This window comes from Kitasatospora sp. NPDC049258 (genome assembly GCF_040678895.1).
Lineage (GTDB): Bacteria > Actinomycetota > Actinomycetes > Streptomycetales > Streptomycetaceae > Kitasatospora.
The window spans coordinates 1-19,135 of record NZ_JBFAQT010000041.1; the positions used below are offsets into that span (position 1 = coordinate 1).

Annotated in this window: 10 protein-coding genes; 3 read left to right on the forward strand and 7 right to left on the reverse strand. The window is 75.1% G+C overall.

Annotated elements, in window-relative coordinates:
- Positions 1–109: 109 nt before the first annotated feature.
- Positions 110–1,399: an MFS transporter gene (locus AB0K43_RS26110; RefSeq protein ID WP_363643830.1), complete on the reverse strand. Its 1,290-nt coding sequence runs from the start codon at positions 1,397–1,399 to the stop codon at positions 110–112.
- 182 nt (positions 1,400–1,581) lie between these two features.
- Here AB0K43_RS26110 and AB0K43_RS26115 point away from each other — a divergent pair, with 182 nt between their 5' ends.
- From AB0K43_RS26115 to AB0K43_RS26125, 3 genes are all read left to right on the forward strand, one after another.
- Entirely contained in the window at positions 1,582–8,868 is a 7,287-nt protein-coding gene (locus tag AB0K43_RS26115; RefSeq protein ID WP_363643832.1) for an amino acid adenylation domain-containing protein, read from the forward strand.
- Between the two features lie 137 nt (positions 8,869–9,005).
- On the forward strand, positions 9,006–9,992 hold the full coding sequence (locus tag AB0K43_RS26120; RefSeq protein WP_363643834.1) for a TauD/TfdA family dioxygenase: 987 nt from the start codon (positions 9,006–9,008) through the stop codon (positions 9,990–9,992).
- 28 nt (positions 9,993–10,020) lie between these two features.
- Positions 10,021–10,578: an ACT domain-containing protein gene (locus AB0K43_RS26125; RefSeq protein ID WP_363643836.1), complete on the forward strand. Its 558-nt coding sequence runs from the start codon at positions 10,021–10,023 to the stop codon at positions 10,576–10,578.
- Positions 10,579–10,713: 135 nt separating this feature from the next.
- Here the strand turns inward: AB0K43_RS26125 and AB0K43_RS26130 are convergent, their stop codons facing one another.
- The 6 genes from AB0K43_RS26130 to AB0K43_RS26155 are packed head-to-tail and all read right to left on the reverse strand — an operon-like array spanning position 10,714 to position 19,114.
- On the reverse strand, positions 10,714–13,023 hold the full coding sequence (locus AB0K43_RS26130) for a lantibiotic dehydratase (protein WP_363643838.1): 2,310 nt from the start codon (positions 13,021–13,023) through the stop codon (positions 10,714–10,716).
- Positions 13,024–13,036: 13 nt separating this feature from the next.
- Positions 13,037–13,300 (reverse strand): acyl carrier protein, encoded by a 264-nt coding sequence (locus AB0K43_RS26135; RefSeq protein ID WP_363643840.1) that lies wholly within the window; start codon positions 13,298–13,300, stop codon positions 13,037–13,039.
- Between the two features lie 52 nt (positions 13,301–13,352).
- Entirely contained in the window at positions 13,353–14,330 is a 978-nt protein-coding gene (locus tag AB0K43_RS26140; RefSeq protein ID WP_363643842.1) for a threonine/serine dehydratase, read from the reverse strand.
- A complete protein-coding gene (locus AB0K43_RS26145) occupies positions 14,327–15,850 on the reverse strand; it encodes an amino acid adenylation domain-containing protein (RefSeq protein ID WP_363643844.1) in 1,524 nt (507 codons plus the stop codon). The genes AB0K43_RS26140 and AB0K43_RS26145 overlap by 4 nt, the downstream gene beginning before the upstream one ends.
- Positions 15,847–18,168, reverse strand: coding sequence for a lantibiotic dehydratase (locus tag AB0K43_RS26150; protein ID WP_363643846.1), 2,322 nt, complete (start codon positions 18,166–18,168; stop codon positions 15,847–15,849). The genes AB0K43_RS26145 and AB0K43_RS26150 overlap by 4 nt, the downstream gene beginning before the upstream one ends.
- On the reverse strand, positions 18,161–19,114 hold the full coding sequence (locus AB0K43_RS26155) for an ornithine carbamoyltransferase (RefSeq protein ID WP_363643848.1): 954 nt from the start codon (positions 19,112–19,114) through the stop codon (positions 18,161–18,163). The genes AB0K43_RS26150 and AB0K43_RS26155 overlap by 8 nt, the downstream gene beginning before the upstream one ends.
- Positions 19,115–19,135 lie beyond the last annotated feature (21 nt).

Below are 19,135 nucleotides of genomic sequence, written 5' to 3' on the forward strand. Positions count from 1 at the left end.
GAAGCGCGGCGCACGGCGGGTGCCGTGCGCCGCGCAGGGGCGGCTCTGGTGCGTCGGGCCTCAACAGGCCTCGTACGTCCGGCGTCAGGCGCAGGCGCAGGCGCAGGCGTCAGGCGGCCGGCGCGGGCTCGGGCGCCGGCCCGGTGGCGGTCGCGGCGGCGTCGGTGAGGGCCGGGGCGGAGCGCACCGAAGGGCTGAGCGCGGCGGTCGCGGCCAGCAGGACCATCCAGGCGGCGAGCAACCACACGGTGGAGTCCGCGCCGAGCCGGGCGAGCAACTGGCCGCCGATCAGCGAACCGAGCGGGACGGCGCCGAAGGCGACCAGGCCGACCGCGCCGAGCACCCGGCCCTGGATGGCGTCCGGCGTGACGGCCAGCTGGTAGGCGGAGATGACCACGTTCCACACCGGGCCGACGAAGCACATCAACGCGTACACCAGGCCGATCAGGTACGGGTCGCGGACCACCAGCAGCACCGGCACCAGCAGCGCCCAGGCCCAGTTGGCGCCGATCACCACCGTCCGCATCGACAGCCGGCGCTCCACCGCGGGCGCCACCAGGGAGCCGAGCACGCCGCCGACCGCCGCCACCCCGAACATCACGCCGATCGCGGCGGACGAGCCGTGCTGCCCGCGGGCGATCACGATGACCGTCAGGAAGAGCGCCTGGAAGAGCAGATTGCTCCCGGCGATCAGGAAGGTCGTGGTGCGCAGGAACGGCTGGCGCCACAACCAGCGCACGCCCGCCGTGAGTTCGCGGTGCAGCGGGCCGCCGCGCGGGCGCCGCTCGGCCTGGAACTCCTGGCGGATCAGCAGCAGGCTGACCAGCGACCACAGGTAGCTGGCGGCGTCGAAGACGAACGGCACCGCCCGGCCCAGGCCGAACAGCAGGCCGCCCAGCGGCTGGCCGAGCATCGCGGCGCCGCGTGCCCGCGCCTCGTTGCGGGAGAGCGCGGCGGCGAGCTGGGAGGGGTGCACCACATTGGGGACGGCCGCCGAGGCGGCGATCCGGAAGCACACCGTCAGGGTGCCCTCGACGAAGCCGGCCGCGAGCACGTACGGCAGCGACAGCCGGTCCAGCAGGAGCGCCGCCGCCACGCCGGCGACGGCCAGGCCGCGCAGCACGTCGCAGCAGATCATCGTCCGCCGGCGGTTCCAGCGGTCGACCAGTGCCCCGGCGGGGAGCTGGAACAGCAGCTGCGGCAGCAGGGCGACGAAGCCGGTGAGCCCGGCGTCGGCCGGGGAGCCGGTCAGCACGAGGATCAGGAGCGGATACGCCACGCTGGTGGCGTTGGAGCCCAGCCCGGAGACCGCCGCCGCCTGCCAGAGCAGCACGAAGTCTCGGTTGCGCAGCAACGGCGTGACGGTCCGGGGGGCTTCCTCGCGCACGGTGTCGGTCATGGCTCGATGCTGGGAGTCCGCCCGCCGCCGGCCCAGAGAAGGACCGGCAGTCACGCGCGCAGTCCGCGGCCGAAAGTTCGCCGCGCTGACCCTGCCCCCCGCTCGTCCCCCGTCGGCAGGCTGTGCCTGGCCGGTGGACCGCCGCCGGCCGGCACCCCGTCGCACGCACAGGAAGGCGAAGGATGAGCACGAGCCCGAGCTCCCGCACGGAGCTGCTGCAGCGACGCCTGCGCGGCTTGACGAAGAAGCGGCAGGACGGGATCGCCCCCGTGCCCCGGGACGGCGCTCTCCCGCTGTCGTTCGCGCAGCACCGGATGTGGGTGCTCGACCAGCTCCGGCCGGGCGGCACCGAGTACCTGATGCCGCTGCTGCTGCGCCTGCCCGGCCCCCTCGACCCGGACGCGCTGCGGCGCGCCCTGGACGGGCTGGTGGCCCGGCACGAGGTGCTGCGCACCCGCTACCCGGCCGTGGACGACGAGCCGGTGCTGCTGATCGACGAGCCGGGGCCGATCGCCCTGACCACCGTGGACCTGCGCGACGCAGACCCGGAGCAGGCGGAGCGGCGGCTCGCCGAGCTGGTGGACCAGGACGGCCGGCGCCCCTTCGACCTCGGCTCCGAGCACCCGGTCCGGGCGCTGCTGGTGCGGCTCGGCGACGGCGCCCACGCACTGCTGCTGACCCTCCACCACATCGCCTCCGACGGCTGGTCGGAGGGCGTGCTGCTGGGCGAACTCGACCGGCTCTACCAGGCCTTCGCGGCCGGACGGCCCGCACCGCTCGAACCGGTCACCGTGCAGTACGCGGACTTCGCCGGCTGGCAGCGCGAGCGGCTCTCCGGCGACCGCCTGGCGGCCCAGCTCGCCCACTGGCGCACCGCGCTGGCCGACCTCACCCCGCTGGCGCTGCCCACCGACCGGCCGCGCGGCCCGGTCCGGGACGCCGCCGGCGCCGTCGCGACGTTCACCGTCCCGGCCGAACTGGTCGGCCCGCTGGTGGAGTTGGGGCGCACCGAGGGCGCGACCCCGTTCATGGTGTTCCTGGCCGCCTTCCAGCTGCTGCTCGGCCGCAGCTGCGGACAGAGCGACGTGGTGGTCGGCACGCCGGTGGCGGGCCGGGAGCGCGCCGAGACCCACGGCATGGTCGGCCTGTTCGCCAACACGGTCGCGCTGCGCACCGATCTGTCCGGCGACCCGTCCTTCGTCGAACTCCTGGCCAGGGCCCGGGAGACCGCCCTCGAGGCGTTCACCCATCAGGAGACCCCGTTCGAGCGCCTGGTCGACGAGCTGGCGCCCGAGCGCGACCCCTCCCGCAGCCCGATCTTCCAGGTGGTCTTCCAGCTGGCCGCCCACACCCCGGCCGAGCCGGGTGCGCTGCGCGCCCGGCAGCAGCCGGTGGACTGGCGCACCGCCAAGTTCGACCTCGGTCTCGCGCTCGCCACCACGGCCGACGGTGCCATCACCGGCCAGCTGGAGTACGCCACCGCGCTGTTCGACGAGGCGACGATCCACCGGACGATCGAGCACTACCTGCGGCTGCTGGCGGACATCGTCGCCGACCCCGGCAAGCCGGTCGACCGGCTCGAACTGCTGCCCGAGGCCGAACGCGAACTCCTCGCCTCCTGGAGCGGAGCGGGCCACAGCTACCCCGCCGAGGACACCCTCCCCGAGGTCTTCCGGCGCTGGGCCGAGCGCACCCCGGACGCGGCCGCCGCCACCTGCGACGGCGTCTCGCTCACCTACCGGGAGCTCAACGCCCGGGCCAACCGCCTCGCCCACCGGCTGCGCGCGCTCGGCGCCGGCCCCGAGACCCTGGTCGGGGTGCGCTTCGAGCGCGGGCTCGACCTGGTGGTGGCGCTGCTCGGCGTGCTCAAGTCCGGGGCGGGCTACCTCCCGCTGGACCCGGGCCAGCCGGCCGAGCGGCTCGCCTTCATCCTCGCCGACGCCGGGGTGAGCGCCGTGGTCGCCGACCGCCGCACGGGCGAGGAGACCGTCACCACCCTGCTGCTCGACGAGGACGACCAGGACCGGCCCGACACCGACCCCGCCCCCCTGGCGAGCTCCGGCAACACCGCCTACGTCATCTACACCTCCGGCTCCACCGGCGTCCCCAAGGGCGTCCCGGTCACCCACGCCAACGTGCTGCGCCTGCTGGGCTCCTGCCAGGAGGACTTCGGCTTCGGCCCCGACGACGTCTGGACGCTGTTCCACTCCTACGCCTTCGACTTCTCGGTCTGGGAGCTGTGGGGCGCGCTGCTGACCGGCGGCCGGGTCGTGGTGGTCCCGTTCGCCCTCTCGCGCTCGCCGCAGGACTTCCTCGACCTGCTGGTCACCGAGCGCGTCACCGTGCTCAACCAGACCCCCTCCGCCTTCCGCGGCCTCCAGGAGGCCGTGGCGCTGGCGGACCTGCGGCCCGAGGCGCTGGCGCTGCGGACCGTGGTCTTCGGCGGCGAGGCCCTGGACGTGGCCGAACTGCGCCCCTGGTTCGACCGGTTCGGCGACCAGCGGCCCGTGCTGGTCAACATGTACGGCATCACCGAGACCACCGTGCACGTCACCCACCGCCCGGTCCGGGCCGCCGAGAGCGCTGGCACCCGGCGCAGCCCGATCGGGCGCCCGCTCGGCGACCTGCGGCTGTACCTGCTGGACCAGAGCCTCAACCCGGTGCCGATCGGCGTCCCGGGCCAGCTCTTCGTCTCCGGCGCCGGCCTCGCGCGCGGCTACCTGGGCCGCCCGGCCCTGACCGCCGAGCGGTTCCTGCCCGACCCGTTCGCGACCGTGCCGGGCGCCCGGATGTACCGCACCGGCGACCTGGCGCGCTACGACGCCGACGGCGAGACGGAGTTCCTCGGCCGGGCCGACGACCAGGTGAAGATCCGCGGTCACCGGATCGAACCCGGCGAGATCGAGGCGACCCTCGGCGACCACCCCGACGTGGAGAGCAGCCTGGTGATCGCGCACCGCCGGCCGGGCGAGCGGGAGGCCCGGTTGGTCGGGTACGTCGCGCCGCGGGCCGGGCGCGTCCTCGACGTGCCGGAGCTGCGCGCCCGGCTCGGCCGGACGCTGCCCGGCTACATGGTGCCCGCGATCCTCGTCCCGCTGGACGCCTTCCCGATGACCGCCAACGGCAAGATCGACCGCCGGGCCCTGCCCGACCCCGACGCCTACCTCGCCCTCGGAGCCGGCGACTACGTCCCGCCCCGGACCAGGACCGAGCAGATCGTCGCCGAGACCTGGGCGGAGGTCCTCACCCTGCCGAAGGTCGGCGCCCTCGACAACTTCTTCCAGCTGGGCGGCGACTCGATCCGCGCGATCAAGGTGGTCGGCGCGCTCCGCCGCCGCGGTGTCGACCTGACCGTGCAGCACCTGCTGCTGCACCAGAGCGTCGAAGCACTGGCCGGGTGCGCGGACGCGGCCACGCCCGGCCGGCCGGCGAGCGTCGAGGAACAGCGGGTGGCACCGTTCGCCCTGCTGTCGCCGCCCGACCGCGCGGCCCTGCCGCCCGGCCTGGTGGACGCCTACCCGCTCGCCATGGTACAGGCCGCGATGGTCTACCAGATGCTCGCCGACCGGGACGAGAGCCCGTACCACAACATCACGCTGTTCCCGTTCATCGACGACGCGCCGTTCTCGCTGCCCGCGCTGCGCGAGGCCGCCGCGCAGCTCACCAGGCGGCACGAGATCCTGCGCACCAGCTTCGACCTCGACGGGTACTCCGAGCCGCTGCAACTCGTCCACGCCGAGGCCACCGCGCAGGTCGGCTACGACGACCTGCGCGGACTCGACGAGGAGCAGGCGCGGGCCGAGCTGGCGCGGTTCACCGCCGACACCCGCCGCACGCCCTTCGACATCGGCCGGGCACCGATGCTGCGCTTCCACGTCCACCAGACCGCCGAGGACCGCTGGACCTTCTCCTTCATCGAGTGCCACGCGATCCTCGACGGCTGGAGCCACCACTCGCTGATCGACGAGGTGATGCGCGACTACCGGGCGATCCGCGCCGGGCAGGCCCCGGCCGGCCCCACCGGGCACACCGTCCGGTTCGCCGACCACGTCGCGCTGGAGCGGCGCTCCCTCACCTCCACCGAGGACCGGGCGTTCTGGCAGGAGCGGGTCGCCGGCTTCGACCGGGTCGCCCTGCCGCCCGCCTGGGCCGCCGACCCGCAGGCCGCCGAGCGGCCGTTCCAGATCACCGTCCCGTTCCGGGACCTGGAGCCGGGCCTGCGCCGGCTGGCCGCCACCGCCGGCGTCCCGCTCAAGAGCGTGCTGTTCGCCGCCCATCTGAAGGCGGTCGCCACGATCAGCGGCAGCCACCGCTTCCACAGCGGGCTGGTCTGCAACGGCCGCCTGGAGACCGACGGCGGCGAGCTGGTCCGCGGCATGCACCTCAACACCCTGCCGCTCGGCGTCGAGCTGACCGGCACCACCTGGAGCGAACTGGCCGGCCAGGCCTTCGCCGCCGAGGTGGAGGCCTGGCCGCACCGCCGCTTCCCGCTCCCCGAGATGCAGCGGGCCTGGGGCGAGGGCACCCCGCTGGTCGACGTCGCCTTCACCTACCTGGACTTCCACGTCCTGGACAACCGGCAGATCGACTCCGGCAAGGTGGTCGACGTCAGCCCCAACGAGTTCGCGCTGGACGTGTGGACCTTCCCCGGCGTGGTCTTCCTCTCCGGCCGGCCCGAACGGATCAGCCGCGCCAACGGACGGCGGCTGGCCGCCCTGTACCGGCGGATCCTGGAGGCGATGGCCGCCGACCCCCGGGGCGACGCCCGCGGCGCCGTCCTCGACGCCGAGGAGCACGCGCGGCTGGCGGACTTCGCCACCGGCCCCGAGGCCACCTACCCGAACGCCTGCCTGCACGAGCTGTTCGAGGCGCAGGTCGAGCGCACCCCCCGGGCCACGGCGCTGCGCTGCGCCGACGGCGACACCCTCGACTACGCCGAACTCAACGCCCGCGCCAACCGGCTGGCCCGGCGCCTGGGCGAGCTCGGGGTCGGCCAGGAGTCCCGGGTCGGCGTGCTGCTGCGCCGCGGCCCGGACCTGGTGGTCGCACTGCTGGCGGTGCTCAAGGCGGGCGCCGGCTACCTGCCGCTCGACCCGGGCCACCCGGCGCCCCGGCTGACCGGGCTGCTCGCCGAGACCGGCGCCCGGGTGGTGGTCACCCAGACCGAACTGGCCGGCCTGCTCGCGCAGAGCACCGTCGAGCGGCTCCTGGTCGACCAGGACGCGGGCATCGCCGGCCAGGACCGGGCGAATCTCGGCCCGCTGGCCACACCCGACTCGCTGGCCTACGTGATCTACACCTCCGGCTCGACCGGAACGCCCAAGGGCGTGATGATCGAGCACCGCAACCTGGTCAACTACGTGTGCTGGTGCCTGGACGGCTACCGGCCGCTCGGCGGCACCGGTGCCCCGCTGTACTCCTCGATGGCCTTCGACCTCCCGGTCACCTCGCTCTTCCCCGCGCTGCTGTCCGGCCAGCCGGTCACCCTCACCGAGGACGACGGCACCCCGGGCATCGACGCCCTGGTCGCGGAGCTGGAGCGCGGCGGTTTCGGGATCCTCAAGCTGACGCCCTCCCACCTGGCCCTGCTGAACCAGTCGCTGTCCCCGCAGGCCCTGCGCCGCGCGGCCGGGCGCCTGATCGCCGGCGGCGAGGAGCTGACCCGGGAGATGGTCTCGCGCTGGGCCGAGCACGCGCCGCACACCGTGGTGGACAACGAGTACGGCCCGACCGAGACCACCGTCGGCTGCTCGCACCTCGAAGGCGCACCGGGCGAGCTGCCGGCCGGCGTGCTGCCGATCGGCCGTCCGTTCGCCAACACCACCATGCGGGTGCTGGACCGCGACCTGGAGCTGGTGCCGGTCGGGGTGGTCGGAGAGCTGTACATCGGCGGGGCACAGCTGGCCCGCGGGTACGTCGAACGCCCGGGGCTGACCGCCGAGCGCTTCGTACCGGACCCGTACGCGGCCCGCCCCGGCGAGCGGCTCTACCGGACGGGCGACCTGGCCCGCTACCGCGAGGACGGGGTGCTGGAGTTCGCCGGCCGGGTGGACCACCAGATCAAGATCCGCGGCTACCGGATCGAGCCCGGCGAGGTGGAGGCCGTGCTGCGCCGCGAGGCCGACCTGCGCGAGGTCGCGGTGCACGTGGTCACCACGCCGGGCGGGGAGAAGGAGCTGGCCGCGTACCTGGTACCGGCCGGTGACGGCGTACCCGATCCGGTGGCCCTGCGCGACCGGTTGGCCCAGCTGCTGCCGGCCCACCTGGTGCCGTCCCGGTACCTGGTGCTGGACGAGCTGCCGATGACCGCGAGCGGCAAGGTCGACCTGGCGCGGCTGCCGAGGACCACCGAGCCGGTCTCCGCCCGCCCCTACCGCGCCCCCCGCACGGCCGTGGAGAACATCCTGGCCCGGGCCTGGGCCGCGGCGCTGGGCCGCGAGCAGGTGGGCATCGACGACGGTTTCACCGAGCTGGGCGGTCACTCGCTGACGGTGATGCAGGTGATCACCAAGCTCCGCGCCGAGCACGGCTACAAGCTGACCTTCCAGGACTTCTACCGGCACCGGACGGTGGCCGAGCTGGCCGCCGTGGTCACCGACGCCAAGGCCGGGGACACCGCCGGCACGCAGGCGGCGGACTCGATCGTCTGGCTGCGCCGCACCGGCAGCCGGCCGCCGCTGTTCTGCGTGCACCCCGGCAGCGCGCACTGGTTCGCCGAGCTGGCCGACCACCTGGACCAGGACCAGCCGGTGGCCGCCTTCGAGTGGCCGGGCCTGACCCGCCCGTGCCCGGCGCCGGAGAGCGTCGAGCAGGTCGCCGAGCTGAACCTGGCCGAGCTGCGGCGGATCGCCCCCAGCGGGCCGTACCACCTGCTCGGCTGGTGCGGCGGCAGCCAGATCACCACCGAGATGGTGCGCCGCCTGCACGCGGCCGGCGAGGACGTCACCTTCCTCCTGCTCGACCCCGCACTGGACACCTACGAGCGGGAGAACATGCACGAGTTCGTGCGGCGCTTCGAGCGGGCCGAGGCGGCGTTCGCGGAACTCGCGGCCGCGGCGCGGGCCGGCGCGGACCAGGAGCGGGTGGCCGAACTCCAGCGGCAGGCCGCCGACCGGCTCAACACGATCCTGGACGAGGGCGAGGTCGCCCTGCCGGAGCCCGGCGACGAGTTCTGGCCCGGCCGGATCCGGGTCTGGCGGGAGCTGCTGCAGACCCGGCTGGCCTACCGCCACACGCCCTACCAGGGCCGGTTGCACCTGATCGCGGGTGACGAGGTGGCGGCGGGCGAGCACGAGGTCGCGGTCGGGGTCAGCTTCGAGGACTTCACCGCGCGCTGGAGCGAGCTGGCGGCCGAGGGGCTGACCGTCCACCGGGTGAGCGGAAACCACCTGGGTGTGCTGAAGGCGCCGCACGTCGGCGGGCTGGCGAAGCTGCTGACCGGCCTGCTGGCCGGCGCGCAGCAGGCGTAGGGCCTGCACGCCCCCGGGCGGACGGCCGAGCCGGCCGAGCACACACGTACCGCGGCGGGCGCCGGCCCGGAGGGACCGCCGGCCCACTCCGGCCCGCCGCAGACCACGGACCCGATCCCGACCAAGGAAGTGAACCGATGCCCCCCGTTCTCACAGCGGATTCGCACGACAGCGTGGTGACCGTGGACCCCAGCGTGTCCATGGCCGTCGAGAGCCTGGCCGCCGACCTCCTGCCCTTCGCGGACGGACGGATCGACGACCCCGCCTGGATCCGGCAGGCCGGCCGGCGCTGCCACGACCTGCCCGCCGCCCTGCGCAGATCCCTCGCCGCCTTCGGCCGCGACTCCGGGCCGGCCGGCGCCCTGCTGCTGCGCGGCCTGCCGGTCGACGAGGAGCTGATCGGGCCGACGCCCATGGTCAGCGGCTCCGTCCGGGCCGAGGCCACGATGCCCGCGGCCGTCCTGATGCTCCTCACCCACGCGCTCGGCCAGCCGATCTCCTTCCGGCCCGAGAAGTCCGGCGCGATGGTCCACGACGTGGTCCCGGTGCCGGGCAGCGAGGAGTTCCAGGGCAACGAGGGTTCCGCCCTGCTGACCTTCCACAACGAGAACGCCTTCCACCCCCACCGGCCCGACTTCGTCCTGCTGCTGTGCGTGCGCGCCGACCACGACCGGGTGGCCGGGCTGCGCACCGCGTCCATCCGGCAGGTCCACCACCTGCTCGACGCCACCCACCGGGAGACCCTCTTCAGGCCGGAGTTCACCACCGCGCCGCCGCCCTCCTTCGCACTGCCCGCGGCGCAGTCCCAGCCGCACCCGGTGCTCAGCGGCGCCCCCGACGACCCGGACCTGCTGGTCGACTTCGCCGCCACCGAGCCGCTCACCGAGCGGGCGGCACAGGCCATGCTCGAACTCCAGCACCTGTTCGCCGCGCACGCCCTGACCCATCACCTGCTGCCCGGCGACCTCGCGGTCGTCGACAACCGGGTCACCGTGCACGGCCGTACCGGCTTCGCCCCGCGCTACGACGGGCGCGACCGCTGGCTGCACCGCACCTTCGCCACCCAGAACCTGCGCCGCTCGCGCGTCCACCGGGCGGGCGACGGGCACATCCTGACGGGCTGACGGCCACGGCAGTACCGGGGAGGACCCCTTGGAGCAGCCGATCGTGCGAGGTGTCACCGCCTCGTTCTCCGATGTCCTGATCACGGTCGCGGGCGGCGCCGGGCCGCCACCCGCGGCCGCCCACATCCTGCGGCTCGCCGCCGGACTCGGCGTCCCGGTCGCTGCCGTGGCGTCCTGCGGGGGCTCGCGGGCGGTGGCGTTCACCGTGCCGAGGAGCCACGGGCCGCTCGCGGCCGCGACGCTGGCCCGGGCGCTGGCGGGGGCCGGCCAGGTCCGCCTGGACGACCAGGTGGTCGAGGTGGCCCTGCTCGGCGCCGGCCTGCGTTCGGCGCCCGCGATGACGGCGACCTTCTGCGAGGCGCTGGCCCGTGCGGGGGTGCGCCTGGCCGCCACCTCGTTCGAGTCCCGGCGGCTCGCCGTGCTCTGCCCGCGCTCGCAACTCGCCCGGGCGGTCAGGGCGTTGTGCGAGGTCTTCGAGATCGGCGTGATCGGCGTGATCGGCGCCGGCGCACCGCAGGCCCCGCCCGCCGCGCCGGCCGACCGGCTCGGGCCGCAGCCATCGTGGTACCTGCCGACCGGCGGGTGAGCGCACCTTGACGGACCGTCGGCGCCTTGGGCGCCGGCGGTCCGTCGCCGTCTGTCGCGGCTGCCCGGCAGCGCGGTGCGGACACGGCGACGGGCCGCCCCCGGAGCTCTCCGGGGGCGGCCCGTTCGGCCGGCGTCAGTCGCCGAGGGCGACGAAGCGCAGTTCGCTGGTGTAGCGGTTGCCCTGGTCGTCGGTGAGCCAGGTCTGCTCCGGGCTGGGCAGCATCTCGGTGACCGTCAGGCGGCCCTCCTGGTCCTGCCGGGCGAGGCGGCGGACCGCCTTGGCGAACAGGTTGACGTACGCCGGGCTCTCGAAGTCCACGAAGAACGGCCGGGGTTCGGTCGGCGTGGTGACGAAGACGAACCTGGGCAGCCCGCTGGTGGCGTGCCAGCGGCGGACCCGCACGAAGCGGCGCGCCTCGTTCTTGTCCTGGGCGCAGTCGAGGGCGGCGCCGACGTACCGCCAGGTCTCCCGGGCCAGCACCAGCCGGTCCACGGTGATCCGGGGCGTGTGGTCGGCTTCGGGCAGCAGCCGGCAGAGGTCGATCACCAGGGTGGTCAGGACGTGCGCGAAGACGTCGAGCACGCCGAAGACCGCACCGTCGGGCAGCCGGACCACCAGCCGGCCGTGCTGCCGCTCCACCACCGCCTCGGCGCTCGGCACGGTCCGCTCCCGGTACGGGTCGGCGCCGTGGTCCAGCAGGGCGATCTGGTAGTCCTCGGGGCGGACCAGGGCGTGCCGGACCCGGGTGGAGAGCCGGGCGCGGTGCTCCTTGGGCAGCAGCGGCATCAGCCTCGGCCCCGGGTGGTCCCGGCCGGTCTGCTCGAACAGCTCGGCCGGGTCCGGGTGCTGGTGGACGAAGAGCGAGGCGCCGAGCGTGTTGATGGCCACGTGCAGCTCGCCGACCACCAGCGCGAACTCGCCCCGCTCGAAGGCCTCCCGGCCGTCGGCGGCGAGCATCACGTCCGGGCTGAGGTAGCGGGCCGCGGTCCAGCCGGCGGGCCGTCCGTCGAAAGCGGCCCGGACCGCCTCGGCGATGTCCGCCGAGGTGACCTCGACGTTGCCGCCGTGCTCCGGCAGGCGGAGGATCGCGGACCAGCGCTGCCAGAACTCGCGCTGCAGGGCGGCCGTCTCGGCGACCGCGTCGCCGTGCAGGATCGGCATGCAGGCGAACCAGAACGACGCCAGGTCCACGGCTGCACCGCCGGCCGGGCCCGGTCGCTCCTGGCTCAGCCGATCGAAGACCTGCTCGGCCAGCTCCAGCACCCGCGCTGCCAGCCGGGAGGTGAGCCAGGTGGCGCTGGTCATCAGGAGGTCCAGCGGCGCCAGCGCCTCCAGGACCTCGGTGCCGACCGTCGCCGTGGCGGCCCGGATGCTGTCGGAGTAGACCAGGGTGCGGCAGGGCGCCGTGGTGCTGCCCTTCTCACGGGCCGCCGCCGTGGCGGTCAGCTCCCGGAAGTCGGACTCCAGGGCGGCCAGCGCCGCGGCCAGCTCCGGCCCGCCCGCCGCCGCGGCGACCCTGGCCCGGCCGCGTTCGAGCACCTCCAGCAGGCCGAGGCCGCGCAGCCGCGCGGTCTCGTCGCCGACCCGCTCCAGCCAGTCGCGCAGGTGGCGCTCCGGGTGGGTGCCGGCCGGCACCTCCAGCTTGCGGACGATCCAGCGCCGCCGGACCAGCTGGTCCAGGAGGTGCTCGACCTCCTGCGGCGCGGCCCGGTCGGCCAGCTCCCGCCGGATCTCCCGGACCGGGCGCCGGCCGTCGCACAGCCGCAGGGCCGCCAGCTCCGGTTCGCCGGCCGGCTGGGCGGGCCGACCGGGCAGCAGGACCTCCGCCGCGCCGATCCGCAGGTACGGCATGCGGCGCGGGGCGACCCACTCGCGCAGCTGCGGGTCGGCCTCCAGGACCTTCGCCAGCTCGTCGATCGACCAGCTGGAGAAGTACACCTCGGTCCGGGCGACCAGGCCCGCGCCGGGCTCGACCGTGACCCCGCGCCGGTCCGGGTCGAGTGCGCCCCAGCCGACCGGGCCGAAGAAGCCGATGGTGTCGTTCTTGACGCAGAACCGCTGCCAGTAGTGCGCGACCAGTTCCTCGCGCTGCCGATGGCTGCTGGTCCGCCCGGCGGCGCTCGGCTCCCAGCGCACGAACGGCTCCACGGCCCGGCCGACCACGGCGCGGTTCTGCCAGGCCACCGCGGCCTGGAAGTCCGGCCGGGCGGCGATCCGTTGCAGCTCCCGGGCGCTGTCCACCGCCGCCTCGGCGAAGGTCGCCTCGAAGGCCTTCCAGGCGGGCCCGGTCAGCGCGGCCCGCGGCCCCAGGGCGTCGGCCGCGCGGGCGAGCCCGGGCGCGGCCAGCCGTAGCACCCCGTCGGCCGGGAAGCCCGGCCCGCGCAGGGCGAACTGCCGCCACAGCTGCCATTTGTCCCCCAGCGGGACGGTTGTCCCGGCCATGGTCCGCCTCCTTCTAGCTCAGGCCGGCGTCGGCGATGACGACCTCGGCGAGGTCCTCGGGCGACGGGTAGGTGAAGACCAGGGCGACCGGGATCTCCACGCCGACGGCCTGCTGCAGCCGGGCGGTGATCTGGAAGGCGCTGAGCGAGTCGCCGCCGGCCTCGAAGAAGTCGCTGAAGGTGTCCAGCGCCTCGTCGCCCAGCGTCTCCCGGTAGAAGGAGGCGATCAGTTCGGGGAGTGCGGCCGCTTCGACCTGCGGGCTGTGCGTGCTGGTCATCCGATACCTCCGAGTGAGTGGATGCTTGCGGGACGGGAGAATTGACGGCATGTCAGCCGCGGGTGGGGCGGGCCGGGCCCTCCGGCGGGCGGCCGCCCGGCCCGGCCGCCAGGGCGCCGGGGGTGTTGCCCCCCGACACCACGACGGCGACGCGGCCGCCGCGCAGCGGGCGGCCCGCCCAGGAGAGCGCCCCGGCCAGGGCGACGCTGCCGCTGGGCTCGGCGGGGACGCCCGCCCGGTGCAGCAGGCGCATCGCCCGTACGATCGCCTGGTCGGTGACGTCGACCAGCGCGTCCACCCGTTCCTGCACGATCGGGAACGGCACGGCGCCGGGCCGCTGCCCGCGCAGCCCGTCGGCGACGGTGGTCGACGGCGGCACCGAGACCGGCCGCCCGGCGGCCAGCGAGCGGGCGTAGCGGTTGGCCCCGGCCGGCTCGACGCCGATGATCCGCACCGGGTGCCTGGCCGCCCGGGCGGCAAGGCAGATGCCGGCGAGCAGGCCGCCGCCGCCGGTCGGGACGAAGACGGTGTCGACCTCGGGCGCCTCCTCGAAGATCTCCAGGCCGACGGTGCCCTGGCCCGCGACCACCAGCTCGTGGTCGGAGGAGGGCACGAGCAGCGCGCCGGTCCGCCTCGCGTGGGCGAGGGCCTGCCGTTCGCGTTCCGCCACACCGCCGTCCACCCGGACCACCTGCGCGCCGAGCGAGCGGATCACCCGCTCCTTGTCCGCGCTGGCCCCCGCCGCCATCACCACGGTGACCGGGACGCCGAGCGCCCGGCCGTTGCGGGCGACCGCGATGCCGTGGTTGCCCGAGGAGCCGGTGACGATCTCGCCCGCGCCGGCGCCGGCCATCGCGTTGGCGGCGCCGCGGACCTTGAACGAACCGCTGTGCTGCAGGTGTTCGGCCTTGAGCAGGAGGCCGGGCAGCGCGTCGAGGGCCAGCAGCGGGGTGCGGCGCACCTGGGCGGCGATCCGGTCGGCCGCCGCCCGGACGTCCGCCAGTTCGAGCCGGGTCTGCAGACCTGTCATGGCGTCCGGTCCAGGGCCGGGGAGCTCAGCGCGCGGCGGTCGGCCTTGCCGGTGCTGGTGGTGGGCACCCGGTCGATCCGGGTGAAGCGGCGCGGCATCAGGTGGAACGGCAGGGTCCGCGCCAGATGGGTGCGCAGCGCGGCGTCGGCCACCTCGGCCAGCGCTCCGGCGACGTGGGCGACCAGATAGGTGCGGCCCTGGTCGTCGGTCTCCGCGGTGACCACGGCGCCGGTCACCGCGGGGTGGCCGAGCAGCTCGCCCTCGATCTCGGCCGGGTCCACCCGGTAGCCGCGGATCTTGATCTGCCGGTCGCCGCGGCCCAGGTACTCCAGGGTGCCGTCGGGCCGCCGCCGGGCCAGGTCGCCGGTCCGGTACATCCGGCTGCCGGGCGGGCCCGCCGGGTCGGGCCGGAAGCGGTCGGCGGTCAGCCCGGGGCGCCCGCAGTAGCCGCGCGCCACGCCGGCGCCGGCGATGTGGATCTCGCCGGCCTCGCCGTCCGACGCCGGGGCGAGGTCGGCGTCGAGCAGCCGGACCGCGACCTCGTCGATGGGCGTGCCGATCAGGTCGGCGGTGGTCTCCGGCTCCTCCGGGAGGTGCAGCCGGGTCGAGGTCATGGTGCACTCGGTCGGGCCGTACTGGTTGACCAGCCGGCCGCCGAGCACCCGGTGGCCGCCCGCGGCGAGGAAGGGCCGCAGCGACTCCCCGCTGGAGACCGTCAGCCGCAGGCCGCCCAGCTCCTCGGCGATCGCCTCGTGCCGGGTCAGGAAGGTGAGCAGCGACGGCGTGGCGCTGAGCACCGTGTCCACGCCGAACTGCCGTACCGTGGCGGCGAATCCCTCGGCCCGCAGCAGCACCGAGCGGTCCGCCAGGACCAGCCGGGCGCCCGCGACCAGTGGGGCGAAGGTGTCCCGGACGGACGCGTCGTAGCCGAGCGGCGCCAGTTGCAGCGCGGTGGTGTGCGGGCCGAGCCCGTAGTCGCGGGCCACGAACCGCAGGTAGCGGGTGAGCCCGTGGTGCTCGATCAGCACCGCGTTGGGCGTGCCGGTCGAGCCGGAGGTGTGCGACACGTACGCCAGCGAGCGCGGTGCGACGTCCGGCAGCGGGACCCGCGGAGCGGGCCCCGAGGCCTGGGCTCCGTCGATCAGCACGACCGGGCCGGGGACGGCCGGTCCGAGCCTGGCGGCGAGGGCGGAGGTGGTGAGCAGGAAGCCGACCCGGGCACTGTCGGCCATCGCCCGCAGCCGCGGCGCGGGTGCGTCCACGTCCAGGGTGAGGAAGGCGCCGCCGGCCCGTGAGACGGCGGCCATCGCCACCACGGCGTGCACGCCGCGCTCCACCGCCACCGCGCAGACCTGCTCGGGCCCCACCGCCCGCGCGGCCAGCAGCCGCGCCAGCCGGTCGATCCGGTCCGCCAGTTCGCCGTACGACAGGACGGTGTCCGGGGTGACCAGGGCGGGCGCCCCGGGGGCGCGGGCGGCGTGCGCGAGGATCGCGTCGACGTAGCTCGACGGTACGGTCATGCGGCACCGCCCGGGAGCTTGGAGCGGTCGACGGCGACGAAGCGCAGTTCGGAGCTGTACCGGTTGCCCTGGTCGTCGGTGAGCCAGGCCTGCTCCGGGGTGGGCAGCATCTCGGAGACGGTCAGCCGGGCCTGCGGATCGCGGGCGGCCAGCCGACGGATCGCCTTGGCGAGGATGTTGACGTACACCGGGCTGTCGAAGTCCACGTAGAACGGCCGGGGTTCGGCGGGCGAGACCACGAACACGTGCCGCGGCAGCTCGGTCGCGGCCTGCCAGCGGCGGGCCCGGACGAAGCGCCGCGCCTCGTTGCGCTCGGTGGCGAACGGCAGCTGCCCGGCGGCGACACGCCAGGTCTCGCGGCAGAGGACCATCTTGTCCACGGTGACCCGGGGGGAGTGGTCGGCGTCCGGGCGGATCCGGAAGCGGTCCATCACCCGGTTGGTCATCGCGTGGCAGAAGACGTCCAGCAGGTCGAACACGGCGCCGTCGGGCAGTTCGGCGACCAGCCGCCCGTCCCGCTCCTCGACCGTCACGTCCGCGCAGCGGACGGTGCCCGGCCGGCGCGGGTCGGCCGTGTGGTCGACCAGCGCGACGAAGTAGTCCTGCGGGCGCTCCAGCGAGGGCCGGCTGCGCGCCGACCAACGGATCAGCGGCAGCTCCTTGGGCAGCATCGGGATCAGCCGGGGGCCGGGGAAGTCCGCGGTGGTCTCCGCGATCAGCTCCTCGCGGTCCGGGTGCTGGGTGACGAAGAGCGAGGCGCCCAGCGTGTTCATCGCGACGTGCAGCTCGCCGAGCACCAGCGAGAACTCGCCGCGCTCCACCGCCTTGAGGTCCTCGGCGATGAGCATCACGTCGGGGCTGGCGTAACGGGACAGCGACCAACCGGTGCCCGGCTCCCCGAACGCCTTGCGGACCTGCTCGGTGATGTCGGCCGAGGCCCGCTCCACCCGGCGAGCCCCCTCGGGGGCGGCGATGATGCCCGCCCAGCGCTCGCGCAGCTCCGCCTGGATGACGTCGATGTCGGCGATCGAGCGGCTGTGCGGGGCGGGCAGGCACTCGAACCAGAGCGAGCCCAGGTCGACCGTCGGCGACTGCGCGCGCAGCCGCCGGTACGCCTCGGTGATCCGGGCGCCGACGACCTCGGCGAACCGGTCGGTCATCCAGCGGGAGGCGGTCAGGCACAGCTCCAGCGGGGTGAGCGCCTCCAGCACCGCACTGCCGACCCGGGCCGTCGCCGAGCGGCGGCAGTCCGCGTACACCAGCGCGCGGTTCGGCGCCGTCCGGGCTCCCTTCTCGCGCTGCGCCGGGGCATCGGTCAGGCCGGCGAAGTCGGTCTCCAGCGAGGCGAGCGCCGAGACCAGCGCCTCCGCGTCCGTCCCGGCGGCCTGCACCCGGTCCCGGCCGCGTTCCAGCACGGCGAGGCCGGCCAGGGCGGGCTCGCGGACCGCCGGGTCGCCGACCCGCTCCAGGGTCCGGCGCAGGTGGCGCTCCGGGTAGGCCGTGGCGGGGATCTCCAGCCGCCAGGTGATCCAGCGCCGCCGGACCAGCTGCTCCAGCACCTGCTCGACGAGCTCCGGCGCGGCCAGGTCGGCCAGCTCCCGCTGGATGTCCCGGGCCGGGCGCACCCCGTCGCAGCGCAGCAGCACCTGGCGCTCCAGGGCCGACACCGGCTGCGCGGGGCGCCCCGGGAGCCGTACCTCGACCTCCCCGATCCGCAGGTACGGCAACCGGCGCGGCGCCAGCCAGGGGCGCAGGCCCGGATCGCGGTCCAGGGTCCTGGCCAGCTCGTCGATCGACCAGCTGGAGAAGAACACCTCGGAGCGGCTGATCAGGCCCGTGCCGCGGTCCACCTCGACCCCGCGCAGCTCCGGGTCGAGGGTGGCCCAGCCGACCGGGCCGAAGAAGCCGATGGTGTCGTTCTTCACGCAGAACCGCTGCCAGTAGTGCGCCACCAGCTCCTCCCGCTGGCGGGGCATGCTGGTCCGGCCGGTCGCGCTCGGCGTCCAGGCGAGGAAGGGCGCGATGCCGGAGCGCAGCACGGCCCGGTTCTGCCAGGCCACCGCGGCCCGGAAGTCGGGCCGGCCGGCGATCGTCTGCAGCTCCCGGGCGGTGCCGACGGCGGCGTCGGCGAAGGCGGCCTCGAAGGACTGCCAGTCGGCCCCGGCCAGCTCCGCCGCGGCGCCGAACCGGTCGGCCGCCTCGGCCAGGCCCCGCGGCGCCAGGCGCAGCACCCCGGTCACCGGGAAGCCCGGCCCGCGCAGCGCGAAGTGTCGCCACAGGCGCCAGCTGCCGTCCGGCAGCAGGACGGGCTCACTCATCGCCGTCTCCCGCCGGGTCGCCGCCGACGCACCACTCCAGCACCGCACGGGCGCTGTGGTACTTGTTCTCGGCCTGCTCGAAGGCGATCGAGGCGGGCCCGTCGAGTACCTCGGCGGTCACCTCGTCGCCGCGGTGCGCGGGCAGGTCGTGCATGAACAGCGCACCGGGGGCGGCGTCCAGGACGGTCTTGTCCACCTGGAACGGCTCGAAGGCGCGCCGCCAGTCGGGGTCGGCCTTGGCCGTGCCGGTGGTCTGCCAGCGGGTGGTATAGACCACATCGACCTCGGGCAGCTCGGCCATGTCGTGCCGCTGCGCCACCAGCGCGCCGCTGCCCGCCGCGTACTCGGCGGCCCGGTCGAGGTAGCGCTGCTCGACCCCGTAGCCGCCCGGGGTGCGCAGGTGCAGCTCCGTACCGGCGTAGCGGGACAGCGCCAGCGTCAGCGCCGAGGCGGTGTTGTTGCCCTCGCCGACGTAGAGCACCCGCAGGTCCTCGATCCGCCCGAACCGGCGGAGCAGCGTGGTGAGGTCGGTGAGCGCCTGGGTGGGATGCTCGGCCGCGCTCATCGCGTTGACCACGGCCATCCGCCGCTGGGCCGCGAAGGCCCGCAGCTCGGCCTCGTCGCCGGCGGTCCTGGCCACCAGGACGTCGAGCATCCGGGACAGCACGGCGGCGGTGTCCTCGACCGTCTCCCCGGTGTTCTCCTGGAGGTCGTCGGGGCCGTAGCCGATCAGCCGGCCGCCCAGGCGCAGGGTGCCGGCCGAGAAGGCGGTGCGGGTGCGGGTGGAGGTCTTGCGGAACAGGATGCCCACCACCGCGTCACGCAGCGGGCGGGCGTCCTCGCAGCGGCCGGCGGCGAAGTCGGCGCCCCGCTGCACGATGCGGTGCATCTCCTCGAAGCCCAGGTCGTCGATCGAGATCAGATGGCGGCGTAGCGGACGGGACATTGCGTCTCCTTGCTTCCTTGG